The sequence below is a fragment of the Bdellovibrio sp. ZAP7 genome (genome assembly GCF_006874645.1).
GTDB lineage: Bacteria > Bdellovibrionota > Bdellovibrionia > Bdellovibrionales > Bdellovibrionaceae > Bdellovibrio.
Genome location: NZ_CP030082.1, coordinates 363798 through 380059 on the forward strand (window position 1 = coordinate 363798; position 16262 = coordinate 380059).

Genomic DNA, 16262 nt, shown 5'->3' on the forward strand with positions numbered 1-16262 from the left:
ATATATGATTTGGAATGAAAAATATTAGACAAAGGACAATTTGGGCTGGACGTCTCAGAATGAGACGCAAGGAAAAAGGTACGTCCTTACCTGGGAAGGTAAGGACGTACCTTTTTCCTTTTCTGAGATTAAGAAGGATGATGACCCGGAGGAGTAAGTTCCTCGTTATAGAGAGGGTCGACGTAACGAATACCATGGCCACCGTTCAAAACCATCAACTCAGCCACGGTGTATTTTTCTTCTTCGTTCTTAGTCGCAACAGACAGAAGCAAGTGGCCTTGTTTCAATTCCTGATCGGCTTCTTCCACCAGATCCCACTCTCCCGTGCCCAGGAACTTCTGCACCCAGCGTCCCCAAGCTTCTTTCAGAGTGTGTCGAGATCCATCGGCATCGACGGCATCCACACCGTAATCGCCTTCGTAGACATGAATATCGCCTTCCAACCAGCCTTCGCGAATGATTGCTTGGGCGGCATTCCTGGCCTGCTCCTGACTTGCGAAAAATCCCAGCGTCCTGTGCGTAGGATATTTCAAATAATCCGGGTGGGGCAGTTGCTCGATGTCGACCATTTTGAACCTCCTTATTCAAAACTTAGAAATCTTTTATATTTTAATCCTATTCGAACATTCCATCCATTGTGATGTTGTCAGCATTCCTCTGAGTCATTCTGAGGGACTTGTAGTATGATTTTTGACATTGGCCTCGCAGCAAACCGTCCATGCCGCCAATCATAGCTGTGTAAACTTCCTCAACTGTTAAAACAGCCGTTGAAGTGATAACGCCAGAGCGTGGAGCCGTCGAACGAAGCTTGCTCATGAAATTATCCCGCGAGTTGCAAGACATCATTCCGATAACGTCGGCTTGTCTGCTGGGATTGCTTAAGGATTGAAGCATCTTGTTGAAACCAGGTCGGTACTTTTTGTAATAACCCGCATAGTTCACTTTGTTTGTGCCAGGAATAAATTTCGGCGGAGCAAAGTCAGGCCCGCCTCCATTGCGAGAGTGGCCAAAGTAAAATGCCGCATCGGCATCTTGCAAAGCTTGGTCATAATAATTTTGCATGTAAGCGGTACGCTGTTCTTGGGCTGCTGAACCCACGTTATTGTTCAAATACTCCGTTGCAGAAGCGAATTGAATTTCGATGCGAGCACGAACAGGACGACCCAGGACGGTTACGTTTTTAGTGAATACGTAAGGATTGCCCGGTGTTTCTTGAAAGCGGCACAATTGCAAATTGCCTCTGCAACGGCTGGTGATTAATTCACGAAGTGCATAGTAAGCACCGATATCGATCGAAGGACTGTAGCCATAGCTTCTGCCGCCGCTGTTAACAACACTGCCTGTTGTCCAATCCAAATATCCCATTGCCACGCGAATATCGATCAAGCCGTCATTCAAAATATGACCATAACGTTGCTCACACTTTTCCCGTTGATCATCAGGCAGATTTGAAATTTTGTCGTTCGCAAGGTTTGCGAGATTTTTCGCGTAACCTTCACCGTAAGCTTCGAACGAGTTTTGGTAGACGTATCCACGGCGTGCTTCAGCCGTGAACGGCAAGATTAACAAACAAATAATAATTACGTGCTTCATTGAGCGTCCCCTCTGCAAATAAAGTCTAAGAGGGGACTATCACAAAGCGCCAATTAAATGGATTTAATAATCGGTGTGGCCACGCGCTTCAGAAAAGCGTCGACACTGGGCGCATACTCACTGCGAAAATCACGCAGTCCAGTAAGATGCTCAGCCTCCGGTAAATTGAGTTTGGACCAATTCAATTTGTGATGCGGCTCAAAAATTTCGTCTATGTGCGCCGGAGGAATCAATTTATCCTTCCATCCGCGAATTGACAGGATAGAAAAATTCTCAGGAAATTTTTCGAGTTGTTCGTGAATATCTTTGTGAAAATGCAAAGACCAGAAAACTCCCAAGGCTGCCGTCGCAGGAAGTTTCAATCCACCGAATGGAAATGGAAATTTGTAACTTCGCATGAGTTTCCACACCGAAGGAAGAAAGCGTGCAGTTGGGCCGCTGTCGCAAATCAAGGCAACAGTATCAACGCAGTGACGTTTCGCCATCGCTTCGATGGCCGAGGCTGAGGGATTTGAGAAAGCGTAAACTATTTTGTTACCAGGAATTGCATTTAGCAGTTTTTCTATTTGTGCGGCATACACATGCTTTACACCCATCGCACCATCTGCAGTTATTGGCAGACGTTTGAAAAGATCTTTGGCGGTGCCATTCAATTGAAATGCAAAAGCATCAAAACCAAATTCATTCACCATCTTGATATGACGGATCAGTTCACGCTTAGATCCTTCGTAAAAATGCACGAAGAAGATTAATTCATTGTAGCGCTTGTTTTTAGAGAGAAAAAACTCTCCTTCAAACGGAAATTCTGATTTTGCGAGTTCTGTGTAGTCCATGGCTGCTCCGACCAGGTCAGAGTGCCAGCGGGAGACGCCGTTGTGAAGATAAAAAAAGGGCTCCGTTGTAAGCAGCCCTTTTCAGAGTTTTTGATCTATTCAGTTCTTAGTGTTTGTGAACTGGATTTTTTGAAGGCCAAAGATCTGTCCAGTGAGCTGTACGACCTTCCGCTTGGTGTGTCGCACCCAAAGCGCTTTCAGAAACGATTACTTTTTCAAGAGCTGTTTCTGCTAACACTTTACCGCACGCTTCCACAACTGCTTCAGCGTCGATGTGGTGGTAAGCATAGATTTCAGAAGGGCGACCGCACTTAGAGTGCTTAATCACGCCCAATGCTTCCTGACGAACGCCGATCAATGAACCGATGTTATCAAGCATGCCGATCTCGCCATCCGCTACTGATACGACTGGAACACGTTTACCAGCAACAGTGATCAAATCACCAGTGGATACGTCTTCAGATTTTCTCAAGTAAAGGTTGGAGTTGATGCCCAAACCGTTTTTCAAATAATCGTAATCGTTTTCGTGACCCAAGATGCCGCAAAGTAGATCTTGCGAAGTCACCGCGATCACGTTTGCGTAGATACCGCGAGCAAGCAAAGCCTCAGAAGCTTTGATACCTTCAGTAACCATTGTGCCTAGAGCAAAGATGTTCACAACGTTATCACCTGGCTCGTAGCCAGCGTAACCACGGTAGTCGATCAGGTAGTAAGCACCTTGCAACACTTCTTCACGAAGAGTTTGCAAGATAGAAGCGTCATCCATAGCTGCCACTTCTTCTTCATTGATACCACCCGCAACCGGGAACTCAGCACGAGACAATTGGCCTTCAAGGCCTTGTTTGAAGCGAGCTTGAGTTTTCAAGTATTTCAAAAGATCTTTTTGTTCCACACCACGAGTGACCAGACGAAGCAATGTACCTGTACGGCCTGCATTGTCATTCATAACGTGACGTTTGATTGTGTCGCACATGATCCAGTCAAGTTCGATACAAGAGAACGGTTCCCACGTGATTTGGTTCGGGATTTGGATGTCAGACTTCCAACCGTGCTGAGCACCTTCCGGAGAAAGAGACACACCTGATGGAGTACCCACACAAATAAATGAGCTCTTCCAGTAAAGGTTATAGAAGTATTGGTCCAATGCACGTTTGATGAAGAAGTCATACACAGTCATCAATGGGATGATAGGTACACCTACGATATCGCGCATTTTACCAAATGCACCCACGCAAGACATAACGTTACCTTCAGCGATTTCGAAACGAAGGAAGCGATCTGATTCTTCTTCGCCAGGAACCAAGTCAGGAAGTTTGTGGTCTTTAACGCCCAAGTCAGTTTCGTGGTCGACAACAACTGGAGCACCGAAGATTTTACCGTCCATCGCAGGATTCAAGTTCGTTGAAGTACCAACGTCTGGAGCCATAGAGATGAACAACTCACCTGGAAGTTTGAATGGTTTTTCATTTTCCGTTAGAGGTTTTTGTTTATCAGTCAATTTCGATTCATCAAGCGGCGTGTTCGCAATACGAGTCAACTTTGCAGTCAACTGACCAAGCATCCACTGTGTATGAGGGTAGCTTGTCATTTTCGTATTGATCTCCAAAGCTTGAGGGATTTCGCCGAACTCAGTTAGCTTTTTCAAGAAGTATTCTTGGTTCTTAGCTTTCAAAGCGTATTGCGCTTTCATCTCGCCAAAGATTTTTTCGGAACGAGCCGCCAAGAATTTACCAGCGGCAGAGTTTGGATCAAGGCGTTGGTACAACGTATCGCCAGTGATGCCCTGAGCAGCTTTAAGCGCATTCACTTCGTCTTCTTGTGGAAGGGAACTGTGATTGCCTGGCTGAGCTGCAGCTTTTAAGCCCCAGCCTTTAAGGGTATGCGCGATGATGATTGTTGGACGACGAGTGGAAAGTTTTGATTGCTCCATTGCTTGTGCAAGTTGGATCATATCGTGACCACCGAAATCGCGAAGACCTTCGTAAAGTTCCTCGTCAGATACAGAGTCCAAGAACTTCTTCATGTCAGGATGTTCTTTGGCGATGCCTTTTTTCAATGCTTTCATGTCTTGAACAAGAAGCAATGATTGAAGCTCGTAGTCTTCCAATTTTTTCTCAAGGAAGTTTTTGAAAGTCTCGCCATCTTTTTTAGCAAACAACGCCAAACGTTTAGAACCGTGACGTACTTGGATAACTTCCCAGCCGTTCGCAGCCATTGTGCGCTCCACGCGGTCAGCATCTGTACCATTCATGATTTCTTTGTTCGTGATACGGTGGCCATCAAGAGATTGACGGTTGTAATCCAAAATCCAAGTCAAAGAACCGATTTCGCGCTCAGCGAAGTCAGGAACAGCTTCATACATGGAACCTTCACGGAATTCAGAGTCACCACAAACAGCCCAGAAGTGTGCATCTGGAACTTCATAACCGTGTTCGCGAGCGTAACGGTAAGCAAGTGCCATGTAACCCGCTTCAACAGGTGGAATGCCCACTGTGCCTGAGGGGAAGAAGTTGTGATGATCTGGATCGTATGCAGAGTGGTAAGATTGGAATACGAATTCAGAACCATCAGTGAACTTGCGAAGACCATTCATTGCCTGGTCTGCTTGTTCTTGAGTTAGTTTTGTCAGATCGTTCTTAAGTAAAAGATCCAAAAGATAGTTGTAGGAGTGATCCACTGGAGACGCATGCGGTTTATTCGCGATGTGGTCGAAACCAGTTTTAGCCATCAAGTGCAAAGCACCCATGATATGCAGGGAGCTTGCGCAAGCTGCCGGGTGACCACCGATTTTTGGGTCGCCTTTTTCTTTGTCGGAACGATGATTGGCTTGCCAGATCATTTGAGTTGAAAGGTAAAGAGCACGGCGTGCGATAACGTCCAAAACTTCAGGGGTAGCACCCTTCAAAGCTTCTGGCTTCGCATTCTTGTTCTTAGAGTCAGCCACGATGGTTCTCCTTGAGTAATAACTCGGTAATTTAACGGAGCGAAACTAGCATTCTCGAGAGGGGGAGACAAGGTTTAAGGCCTTGAAAAAGGGGTCTTTTTCCATCGAGTGACGCAGTAAGAAATAGGCTCCGTCAGCCCCGAGTTTACACCCTGAAAACTGCTGGATCACGCGTCGGTCTCACAATGGTTCCGGTTTGGACCAAATACGAGGCATTCCGTCGAGTTTTCTGGATGTTTGGAGGGGGTAGTTAAGGTCCCTTAGTGTAAAAAGGGACCTTTTTCAGAGAGAAATGCGGTTTTTTAGTCACAGGGACTCTTGGGACCCTGTGGCTATTGAAGCGGGGGATTTAGAAGCTGGCACCTACATAGAAACGAACAAACTGGAAGTAAGAGCTTTTTAGGTAAGTGTCCTGAGCGTCATCCATGCTTTGGCGAGCATATGTCGTATTGTCGTAGATTTGCTCAGACGTGATGTTCGTTGAAATCGGTTGAGAGAAAGAAATCCAATCTGCTCCCAAAGTGAAGTTCTTGATTTGCCACTGATTGCCTAAACCAAATGAACCCGCGATCGAAGTCCCTTTAAATTTTTCGTCCTGAGGAACTTCATAGTTTGAGTAATCAATTGAACGGCCGATAGCTCCAATTTTCATATAGAACGAGTTGCCCAGGAATTTTTTGTACATCACTGCGATACTTTGCGATTTAATTTTCACATCGCCATCTAGGTTGTGCCAGAATCCACTTTCTTCTGCACCGTAGGCTTCAACCAAAAGCAAAGAATCTGGATTGAAGTAAACACCAGCAATAACTCCTGATTCGCTGCCAACTTTGCTGGTCATACCGACAAGTTGACCTGCGATCATCCAGTTTTTTCCAACCCGGTCTGTTTTATAAATTTCTGAAGTGCTAGTGCCCTCGGCTGCGAATGCTGAAGAGGAACCAAGAATTATTGCGAAAGCTAACAAGATTTTTTTCATAATTACCTCAAGAAATTATCATAGATTTATATTATTAATGTTGGCAGCAGAAATGCGTTCTTCAGACCAATTAATTGTATTCAGGATGATTTCACGAACCTTTACCCAGTCGTTCAAGTCTGCAGGAACAATCAAACCGCGAAGATCGAAACTCATGAACTCATAGGACTTGTATTCGGTTGTAAAGATCACTCGGATGGAGCCAGTTGAGGGATCATATTTTGAAGAATAAGGGATCGCTCCGTGCATGATGCGTGTTTTAATTTTCGCAAGCATTTCCTGGGACTCTGCCGAGAAACGCTTGAGGTTTTGCACTTTATCTTTAACGACGACTTCGCGATGTTTTTTGATTGAATCAAGCGCCGTACTCGTAAGGCCTTGGGTGATAAGATCCAAATCGCGTTGTGCAACGATTCCTGGCTCAGTTAATAAGTGATAGTCGTTAAGGTGCGTTTCAATTTCATCAACACGGAAGTAGTTTCCGTAATTTACCGATCTGCGACCTTCTGAATTCATCAACTCAATACGGCCCAGACTCATCTTGCCCAGGCGAACTTTTTCGTGTTCCACAGAGTGAAGTTGTTCGTGTTGAAGAGTGGAAGTGACTCCCATTAAATTCAATCTGAAGACATGGGGACCCACGAAGATTGTGTCGTTCATATAATGGCCGAAATATTTATAGTTATAAAGATACAGGGGATCCAGAATCACCGGGACAGAGGTTTCAGTCAGTGATTTTGCGATCGCATCACCTTGTGCGGAGCCACGCAATTGATAACGGGTGTAGGTGACGGATTGTCCTTTAACTTTTAAGGAAGTGGGAAGCATTTTAAATGTGATGCCCGCAACTTTGAAATAGCTCTCGTTCAAGGACTCTATTTTTCTAAGCTCTTGGATAAGGTCTTTGCGCGCAATCGGGCCTTCGCTTTTCAACGTTTTAACGAAGACCTCTGTTTCCTCACTCAAGCGATCAAGTGCTGAATAGCTCGAGGCGCACAGAAACCTGCCGCAATTTTGGCTCGCCATTGCCGAGTTCTTTGACAATAGGACCGCGCTAATAAGGATTAAAGCCTTAAAGACCCAATTCATGATTTTTAGTGGAGCAAGGGAGATGCCAGAAGGTGTCTCAGACTGAGACACCGGCTTAGATAATTAGATATTAGGATTCAAGAACGAAGTCCCAGCGGATCTTCACAGTGCCATCGCCTTCGATGATACCTTTCGGAGGATTTGGGAATGGTGCAGCTGCGCGGAACGCTTCAATGGCAGCATCATCCAAATCACGAACACCGGAATCACTCATGACCTGAACATTGACCAGAGTACCTCGGTCATTCAATACGATCATAAGTTTCGTCACACGGTCTTGACCAGTGGATGCTGGCGCACGGCCTTCTTTAAACATTTTCGAAAGTTTTTCGCGCACGCGGCCTTCCCAATGTTGGGCCAATTGGCGGCGGATGCGGTTATAGTACGAGTAGTACTTAAACTCCCGCGTGTTCAACATCGTTTCAAGACCCTGATCGACATCTTTCAAATAGTCGTTCGAGCGGCTCGTGTCAGCGCCCTCTTTCGCGATGTCTTCGTTATTACCTCGACCAAGGCCTTGGCCTTGTTCCGTGTCTTGATCTTTTTTGCGATCAGCTACTTTTTGGCGTTCTAAAGCCTCTGATGCATCAAATGATTTGAATAAATCGCGGACGATTTTTTCTTTCTGCTCAGGTGTAGCTTTCGCTTCAGCCTTGGCAGTGGATTTAATTTTACCATCACCTTTAGGTCCAGTTTTTTGAGGCGCGGCTTTCTTGATATTCTGGAATTCGCCGTGCTCTTTTGCTACTGACTGCTTGGTAACGGTTTGGTTTTTCGCACTCAAAAAGCGTGAATCTACTGGCTCGGCCTCATTAAGGGAGTTTTCGCTTTGCTCTACAATTTGATTCTTAGGAACCGTCGGTACTGGAACTTTCTTAATCTGACTAGCATCCTGTGCCTCAACTAGCTTTTGCATTTCCTCGGGCGTAAGCAAATCGATGCTGACGCTTTCCTGTTTAGGAAACTTTTGCTGAAGAGCCTCTACCAAATAAAATGCGCCGAACACCAAAATGTGGACTGCGATGGAGAGCAACACATACTTTTTGAAAGACGGTGACTTCTTCATAGAACCTCGCCTCTCCTATCGGTATTATGACACCTGATAATGAGGAACAGGTGAGCCAGTATTTAATTATTCGACAGAGGTCTAGGGCCGGACTTTGACGTATGAAAGGCTTTAGGGGAGAATGTAACTTCTATGAAATTTGACTGCTGGTATTTAACAGATAAAGGCCTCAGACGTGAATCTAATCAGGACTCATGCCTCGTCAATAAGGAGCTTGGACTCTTTGTTGTTGCCGACGGAATGGGTGGGCACTCCGGTGGGGAAGTCGCTTCCAGCATGGCTGTGGAGACCGTTGAAGAAATCATGCTTCAACCCGGATCAGCAAATCGCTCACCGCGTGAGATGATTCAACACTCGTATGAGGAAGCTTCGCGTAGAATTTTTGATAAAGCCGCCAACGAAAGACCCGAGCTTTCCGGAATGGGAACGACGATGGTGATGGCTTATTTGCGTGGCAATCACCTGTACGTCGGAAATGTTGGGGACTCGCGCTGCTACATGTATAAAAAACCGCAGCTTTGGCAAATCACTGAAGACCATTCTTTGATCAACGAGCAATTGCGCGCCGGTGTGATGAGTGAAGAGCAAGTTCGTCAGTTCGTAGGTCGAAATGTGATCACGCGCAGCGTGGGATATGAAAGAGAAACATATCCAGATATTGTCGAAAGAGAAATTGCTCCCGGCGAAATGTTTTTGATGTGTTCCGATGGCCTTTCTGGTTTGGTTGAAGATCAAAAAATTTGCGACATCATCAATAAAAATAAACCTGACAAAGTAGTTAAAGCCTGTGTAGAACAAGCACTGGCAAATGGTGGTGATGACAATGTCACCGTTATGTTGATTCATTTTTACGAGTAAGCGGTTAGTGGATAGGGGAATTTTTGGATAAAAAGAAAGTCACGCTATTTATAGTGAGTAACCAAACGGGCAAAACCCGTAAATTGGTACTCTCTGCAGCCTGGCTGAAAGCCGTGTCCTTTATTTCCGCCGTCGTCATCATTATCTTTGCGGCTGGTATGGTCGATTATTTCGGTTTGCTTTTGCAAGCCATGGAAAATAAGCGCCTGAAAGCTGAAAATGCCCAGCTCACAAAACAATTCCAAGTTGTTGAAAGTAAAGTCAGCGCTTTGGAAAACTCGTTGGAGCGCGTAAAAACATTCACCACGAAATTGAAATTGATCACCAATGTCGATGCGGAAGACCGTATTACGAAACTGACAATGGGACCAAAGCCGGCTCCAAATCAGCCGGTTGAGGAATATGAACCAATGGAATCCCGTGATGACAGCGAGGGATTGGCTCAGCAGGACGCGACGTTTGCTAATAAAAAACCTCTGAACGATCAAGCGGGTGAACTTGCTAACGAAACCGCAGACAAAGATTACGCATCTTTGGTTATTCGTATCGAAAAGGCAGTTAAAGAAACTCAGCTGAAAGAACAATCTGTTATCGACTTGTGGGAAAGTTTGTCAGAGCGCCAAAGCTTGCTGAACGCTACTCCGAATATGAAGCCTGCCAAAGGTTGGATCACATCGCGCTTCGGTTACAGAACTTCGCCATTTACTGGAAAAACAACTCTGCATGCGGGGCTTGATATCGCAGCAGCACCGGGTTCACCAATTTACGCACCAGCAGACGGTGTCGTGATCTTTGCAAGTTATGACGAGGGCTACGGTAAGTTAGTAAGTATCGACCACGGTTTCGGTGTAACAACTCGTTTCGGTCACATGTCACAGATCTATGTTCAAGTTGGTCAGCGTGTGAGCAAATGGGACGTTGTCGGCGCTGTAGGTAATACGGGTCGATCAACCGGACCTCACTGTCACTACGAAGTCAGAATTAACGGAACGCCCGTCGATCCAATCAACTATATCTTAGATGAATAATCTCTTGAAAAGGCGCTCCAGGCGCCTTTTTTAATGTCATAAGGCAATTGGATTTTATCATTTTAGGCTCCTACAATTTTTCTTGTGGGGGTTTTTATGATTCTCCGAATTTACTCATCTTTGATTTTGTTTTCATCCGTATCTTTGGCGGCTTTACCGCCGCAGTTTGCGGATTGCCTAAGTACGGAAGTCAGCTCTGCATCCATTTATGATGTAAAGGAAATTGCAAAGGTGGCGAAGGTTAACTACTGCCAGAATCAGATGGGGTTGACGAACAAGTTTGATACCATCGATCTTCTTAAAACCGGTAATGCGAACGTTGGGATCTCTGTAGCTAAAACCACTTATACTCGAGAAGATCTATCTGACATGTCTAAATCAGGTAGTTTTGTTTTATATGTTGATAGCAATCGTATTGCTAAGGAATATTTAAATACCCTCGCTAGCCAAGGCGTGCAGTTGGTAGTGATGAGCGCTACCGCTGGTTTAAGCCAAGCAGATTTACTGACACTGGCAAGAGTTCGTCCGTTTGTTTACAATGTGAATTCAGCGGTAATTAAAGAAGATGTGATGGCTTTGGTTCAGGCAGGCGTGACCGTGGTTTTTCGCTCGAATACTTCAGGATTAAGTCGTGAACAGATCGTAGAGATTGCTAAGGTGAACCCGTCACTGGTGACGCTTTCACCTTAGCTTCTAATTGAGATTACAATGAAGTGCTGCAGTTCAAACGAGTCATGCGATCGTTTAGCAACATTGCTTGCTTATAGTAAGACTGCAACTGTTGTTGAGTCGTGCTGATTGTGGAGATAGTGCCACTGAGCAACAAGTCTCCCGCGCAGTACTTGATGATTTTTTTATCCATAGAGTTATCAAGAACACCAGAAATCATGTCACACATAACTTGCACAGTTCCCAAGTGGTCCCAAGCGGCCGTGTATTGCACGTAAGTTTGCTTAAGTGTTTTACAAATAAGGGCGCGTTTTTCTTCGTTGATGTATTTATTTTGCGGGATCAAGTTCGAAAGAGCTGCTGCTTGTGCTTTGTCTTCTTTAAATTGCTGGCCAATAACCAACATTTGCGGGTCATTGATCTGTGATATGTGCTTACGAATGTCTGCCGCTGATTGCGTGATATTCATGGCAATAGTTTGCAGGTCTTTAATGCCTTTGTTGTAGGACGCCATTGATTGGTCATAGATTCCAACTGTGTATTTCAACCATGACCATACTGGAGCAACACCGCTACCACCGCCGAACAATCCCACTTTAATGGAATCTGCACCTTGGATGATGTTCGAGCGATTTACGATAGAGTTATCTTTCGCAAGCTCTTCCATAGCGTATTTCACACGGTCAAATGTTTTGCCTTCGTCACGAGCGCGCTCAGCATCGCTTTTCTTTCCGCCGTTGTTGGCAATGTTTGAACCGGCTGGACCGTCCACGATGATTTGTTCAATCTCAGTCAAAGTCTTCTTGATGCTTGTAATCCACTCTTTGGTGTTCGTCGCGCAATTGCGAACTTCGTTTGGATTTCTTGTGTTTGCTTTGGAAATTTCGCTTTCGTAGTACTTGATCGTGTTAATGCGGCCTTCAACGTTCACCCGTTTAATTTTTTTCGTTTGATCCAAGTTCAACGCGTCTTTCAAGTTCGCAAAGATGGAAGCTGGGAAATCGAAATCAGCTGATTTCATACGAGCCAGATCTTCCAAAGCAGAGCGACCAAAGAAACAGATGCCCATGTCTCCGCCATCAGCTTCACCATTGTAAGCCGCTTCAAGATCTTTAAAGTCTTTGATGTCTTTGATGTATTGAGCTTTCACTTGGTCAAATTTCGTGTTCGATACCAGATTTGTGAAAGTTGAAAGCTTTTTGTTATTCAAACTTGCTTTGTACAATGGAAGTTCAGCTCGCAGTGAATTTCTGAATTCATTAAAACGGTTTTCAGCAGTCAACTGAAGGTAAGTCACTTTTTTAGAGATTTTGATGTACTGACATGTGTTTTGGAAGACAGCCATGCGCTGATCCTGCAATGACATATCAATAGTTTTATTTTCCATTACTTTAGTAAGCGCCGTAATACCTTTTGTCGCTACCGCACCACCAAGAACGAATGGAAGAGCCGGTGCCAAGGCTGCATTCATAGAAACCGCGAACAATGCCATTGGAGCCAAACCGTCCAACAATTCATTGAATGCCAAAAGTGCTTTACCGCTCTTCATAGAGTCGGATCCACATTTACTATTTAGGAATGAGTTATCACCCAGAATATCGCCGATAGTCGTCGTCGCATTCATGGTGTTTGTCATGGCATCGGAAAGTTCATTGTAGTTTACTTCTGTGCCCGGGCTTGCGTTCATAATTTTTTGCAAGACTTGAACGTTTTGCATCACGCTTTGGCTGTTCTTTTGCAACTGATCAGCAGATGTATTCCCCGCGCAAGTGGACTTCGTCGAGATCTCACGATTCATATCCGTAATTGCTTGCATCAGCGCCGCTTGCGAGCTGTTTTCAAATAAATTACATGCAAACTCGTCTGCGACTTTCACGGCCTTCATCGTTGGACGACTGCCGTTGTTATTGCTGGAAGAGCTGTTGTTCGAACCGTTCTGATTTGGATTTTGGTTCGGTCTATTATTGTTATTATTGTTGTTGTTTTGACTTTGGTTAGTGCCGCCGGTCTGAGGGCGAGGCAATGGCCCAAGGCGGTTGCCACCTTGATTGTTATTTCCACCAGATTGCTGGTTGCCGTTTTTATTGCCACCATTGTTATTCTGTTGAGAACTCTGCTGTTGCTTGTTCGCGTTGTTACCATTGTTAGGAGAGTCCGTGTTGGATTGAGTCCCCGTCGCCGGAGTTTCAGCGATATCGAATAGATCGATAGGGAAATTACTTGGAGCGTTCTCCGCTGCAAATACTCTCGTTGGCATTTGCGGCGCCAAGAATCCAATTGAAAGAATGGCTGCAAGGGCACATCTTTTAACGTTCACTTTATTCATAGAGAACAACTCCATCTTCTGTCTAACAAATCAACGACTAACAATTTCTGCTGGTCAAATTCCGCTACTTTCCACCAAGTCTTCTGCTCTAAGCATTTGAAAAGACTTAATTCCGGTAGCGATTCTGAACGGCAAATTCTTCAGCCGTAAAGAGAGTTGCAAAAGGTGTCCCAGGTTGAAACAGACCGATTCTTTGGTGTCATTATGACGACAGCTGCAGCGATTAAAGGCACCTTTTGCGCCCAGAAAAGAGGAGCTCTTAGTTATTTGCTTTTGAGCTCAAATATAAGGGGAGTTTAGGATCTAAGATTGGAACGCAATTTGTATAGGAATAGAGCCATGGGATACATTTGGTCTTTCCTATTTTTTGTTTCATCCTTTTTATGCGCTGGAAAGTGCATGGCTGGCGTCGAGCTTTCAACGACCAAAAAACTGGTAATCCCAGTAGATAACGTGACTCCCAAGATCACTGCTCAAGACGTTAATAAAGTTATTCCTACCGATAATTTGGGTGCAGAAACAACTTCCACAATGATGGGAAGAATTGCGGATAGATCATTTAATCTATGGTTCAATTCTGATGTTGTCCAAGAAAGTATCTTGGGTCGAGTTGTTCAAGAGACTCAAGAAACATTAAAAACAGATGTTGTTGTTCCAGCAGCTTCCAAAACCGGAATCTCCCATAGATTTTCATTTAGAGTGGAGGCTTTCCAGGCTCTCGCAAAGATGGAATACAAAGGCTGGTTGAATGCGGCCGTGAATTACAACGCGCGTGCAGCAGAAACAGATGTCCAAGTTAAAGAGCGAGTCTTCTCTGACAAAGATCTTATCGTCAGTCACAAGGGAACAAGCCGCGACAGTCTAGCCATGATAGGCCTTGCTTGGCAGTGGTAATGAGCATACGCTTATGCCATGGAAAAAATCGTATTTATCTCCGGAAAAAGAACTCCATTTGGCGCCTTCGGCGGATCTCTTAAAGATGTTTCAGGCACAGACCTGGGCGTAGCAGCAGCTAAAGCCACTCTTGAAGCCGCAAAAGTATCTCCCGAAAAAATTGATCACGTGGTATTTGGCAATGTTGTGCAATCGGGCGCAGACGCCGCATATCTTCCTCGTCACATCGGTTTGAAATCAGGAGTTCCAATTAATGTTGGAGCACTGGGTGTGAATCGTCTTTGCGGCAGCGGTTTTCAATCTTGGGTCAACGCTGCTCAAATGATTCAAACAGGTGAAGCCACGGCAGTTTTAGCTGGTGGTGTTGAACAGATGTCGCAAATTCCTTACGTTGCCAGAAAAGTTCGTTTCGATGGCATGCGCATGGGGAACTTTGAACTTGAAGACATGATGACGTCTGCATTGACAGATGCCTACGCGGGAACACCGATGGCGATTACTGCAGAAAATCTGGCTGTGAAATATTCCATCACTCGCGAGATGGTCGATAAATATTCAATCCAATCTCAAACTCGCTATAAAGCCGCTTTCGATAAAGGCTACTTTGCAGAAGAGATCGCTCCAGTCACGGTGGAAACTCGCAAAGGATCTGTTCTTATTGAAAAAGATGAACATCCAAAACCAGATTCTACATTGGAAAAAATTGCTGCGATGAAACCGATCTTTAAAAAAGACGGTGTCGTTACGGCAGCTGGTGCCTCCGGTATCGTCGACGGTGCTGCTTGTTCATTGTTGATGGGTGAAAGCAAAGCGAAAGAGTTGGGTTTGAAACCTTTGGCTCGCATCGTAAGTTATGCTTCCGTTGGTTGTGAACCAAGCATTATGGGTATTGGTCCTGCCGGTGCGGCTCGCATGGCTTTGCAAAAAGCTGGTTTGACGTTAGAGCAAATGGACTTGGTTGAAGTTAATGAGGCATTCGCCGCTCAATACTTGGCTGTAGAAAAAGAATTGAAGTTAGATCCGGCAAAAACAAACGTAAATGGTGGCGCGATCGCAGTAGGACATCCGTTGGGTGCTTCTGGAACTCGCATCATGAATCACCTAGTTTATGAACTTCACCGCAGAAATGCTAAGTACGCGTTGGGTTCTGCTTGTATCGGTGGCGGTCAAGGTATCGCTATTATTATCGAAAGAGTTTAAATGGATAACAGCCTGAATTTGCACCAAAGAGTGGCCCTGATCGCAGGGCCGATGACGACGACTGTTTCTAGCATTGTGATGACCCTGACCAGAATGGGTGCGGACTGCGTGATCTTGGATCCAGATAAAACGGTGGCATCACCTTTTATCAATCAGATCAATGATGCTCGCGAGATCAGTGATAAATACGGTCGCGCGATGGCGATTCAAACTGAATTGAAAACTCCAGAGCAAATCAAAGATGCTGTCGGTAAAGCGGCAACAACGTTTGGTGGCTTGGATATTTACATTGATGCCAACATGATGCAAAAGCCTTCGCCGATTCGTATGGATGGCGGAATTGATCTGGTGGACGAATTGTTGGATCGTCACTTGAAGCTTCCATTGATGCTGACTCAAGCAGTGATTGGATATCTGAAAAGCCGTAAAAAAGGCCGTATCATTTATCTTTTGAATGATTCTCCAGTCGCAAAAATCAAAGAGGACGTTATGGGCCATGGTGTACGTTCTGGTCTGATTGATTTTGCCGGAGCTTTGGCGAAACAAACTTCTGAATTCAACGTCACTGTGAATACTTTGACTGTGGCTTTGACCGAAGAATACATCTTGGCTCACGATCCAGAATCTAAATCCATCAAAGAAGCCATGGAAAAAATGAAACTGATCGATCCTTCATTGAAAATCACAGAGGCCGACAAGATTTCCCAAACTGTGGCATTCCTGGTAAGTCCGATGGGTGCGACAATGAACGGTCAAAAGTTCTCTTTGTCGTAACAGGGCCTT

14 protein-coding genes are annotated in these 16262 nt (G+C 45.0%); 6 read left to right on the plus strand and 8 right to left on the minus strand.

Going from position 1 to position 16262, the window contains the following annotated elements; all coding sequences use genetic code 11:
- Window positions 1-128: 128 nt before the first annotated feature.
- The 7 genes from DOM22_RS01860 to DOM22_RS01890 all read right to left on the minus strand — a co-directional run bounded on the left by DOM22_RS01860 (window position 129) and on the right by DOM22_RS01890 (window position 8504).
- Window positions 129-569 carry a hypothetical protein gene (locus DOM22_RS01860; RefSeq protein ID WP_142698759.1) on the minus strand — a complete coding sequence of 147 codons (441 nt, stop codon included), beginning with the start codon at window positions 567-569 and terminating at the stop codon, window positions 129-131.
- 46 nt (window positions 570-615) lie between these two features.
- The gene (locus DOM22_RS01865; protein ID WP_142698760.1) at window positions 616-1593 is read right to left on the minus strand and encodes a hypothetical protein; all 978 of its coding nucleotides are present in this window, start codon (window positions 1591-1593) and stop codon (window positions 616-618) included.
- A 53-nt stretch (window positions 1594-1646) separates the two neighbouring features.
- Window positions 1647-2426, minus strand: a complete 780-nt coding sequence (locus DOM22_RS01870; protein WP_142698761.1) for a hypothetical protein — start codon at window positions 2424-2426, stop codon at window positions 1647-1649.
- A 106-nt stretch (window positions 2427-2532) separates the two neighbouring features.
- Window positions 2533-5370, minus strand: coding sequence for a pyruvate dehydrogenase (locus DOM22_RS01875; protein ID WP_246845803.1), 2838 nt, complete (start codon window positions 5368-5370; stop codon window positions 2533-2535).
- A 349-nt stretch (window positions 5371-5719) separates the two neighbouring features.
- Complete coding sequence (locus DOM22_RS01880; protein WP_142698762.1) at window positions 5720-6349, minus strand: hypothetical protein; 630 nt, start codon at window positions 6347-6349, stop codon at window positions 5720-5722.
- Between the two features lie 18 nt (window positions 6350-6367).
- The gene (locus DOM22_RS01885) at window positions 6368-7282 is read right to left on the minus strand and encodes a hypothetical protein (protein WP_210415669.1); all 915 of its coding nucleotides are present in this window, start codon (window positions 7280-7282) and stop codon (window positions 6368-6370) included.
- A 226-nt stretch (window positions 7283-7508) separates the two neighbouring features.
- On the minus strand, window positions 7509-8504 hold the full coding sequence (locus tag DOM22_RS01890; RefSeq protein WP_142698764.1) for a TonB family protein: 996 nt from the start codon (window positions 8502-8504) through the stop codon (window positions 7509-7511).
- A 132-nt stretch (window positions 8505-8636) separates the two neighbouring features.
- Here DOM22_RS01890 and DOM22_RS01895 point away from each other — a divergent pair, with 132 nt between their 5' ends.
- From DOM22_RS01895 to DOM22_RS01905, 3 genes are all read left to right on the plus strand, one after another.
- Window positions 8637-9362 carry a Stp1/IreP family PP2C-type Ser/Thr phosphatase gene (locus tag DOM22_RS01895; RefSeq protein ID WP_142698765.1) on the plus strand — a complete coding sequence of 242 codons (726 nt, stop codon included), beginning with the start codon at window positions 8637-8639 and terminating at the stop codon, window positions 9360-9362.
- A 23-nt stretch (window positions 9363-9385) separates the two neighbouring features.
- On the plus strand, window positions 9386-10390 hold the full coding sequence (locus tag DOM22_RS01900) for a M23 family metallopeptidase (RefSeq protein ID WP_142698766.1): 1005 nt from the start codon (window positions 9386-9388) through the stop codon (window positions 10388-10390).
- Window positions 10391-10486: 96 nt separating this feature from the next.
- The gene (locus tag DOM22_RS01905) at window positions 10487-11080 is read left to right on the plus strand and encodes a hypothetical protein (RefSeq protein ID WP_142698767.1); all 594 of its coding nucleotides are present in this window, start codon (window positions 10487-10489) and stop codon (window positions 11078-11080) included.
- 13 nt (window positions 11081-11093) lie between these two features.
- Here the strand turns inward: DOM22_RS01905 and DOM22_RS01910 are convergent, their stop codons facing one another.
- Window positions 11094-13385 (minus strand): hypothetical protein, encoded by a 2292-nt coding sequence (locus DOM22_RS01910; RefSeq protein ID WP_142698768.1) that lies wholly within the window; start codon window positions 13383-13385, stop codon window positions 11094-11096.
- A 399-nt stretch (window positions 13386-13784) separates the two neighbouring features.
- Between DOM22_RS01910 and DOM22_RS01915 the strand changes: the two genes are divergently transcribed.
- Genes DOM22_RS01915 through DOM22_RS01925 form a run of 3 tightly spaced genes read left to right on the plus strand, consistent with a single transcriptional unit; the run spans window position 13785 to window position 16253 of the window.
- Window positions 13785-14279 carry a hypothetical protein gene (locus DOM22_RS01915; RefSeq protein WP_246845804.1) on the plus strand — a complete coding sequence of 165 codons (495 nt, stop codon included), beginning with the start codon at window positions 13785-13787 and terminating at the stop codon, window positions 14277-14279.
- A gap of 18 nt (window positions 14280-14297) precedes the next feature.
- Window positions 14298-15479 (plus strand): acetyl-CoA C-acetyltransferase, encoded by a 1182-nt coding sequence (locus DOM22_RS01920; protein WP_142698770.1) that lies wholly within the window; start codon window positions 14298-14300, stop codon window positions 15477-15479.
- The gene (locus tag DOM22_RS01925) at window positions 15480-16253 is read left to right on the plus strand and encodes an SDR family oxidoreductase (protein ID WP_142698771.1); all 774 of its coding nucleotides are present in this window, start codon (window positions 15480-15482) and stop codon (window positions 16251-16253) included.
- Window positions 16254-16262 lie beyond the last annotated feature (9 nt).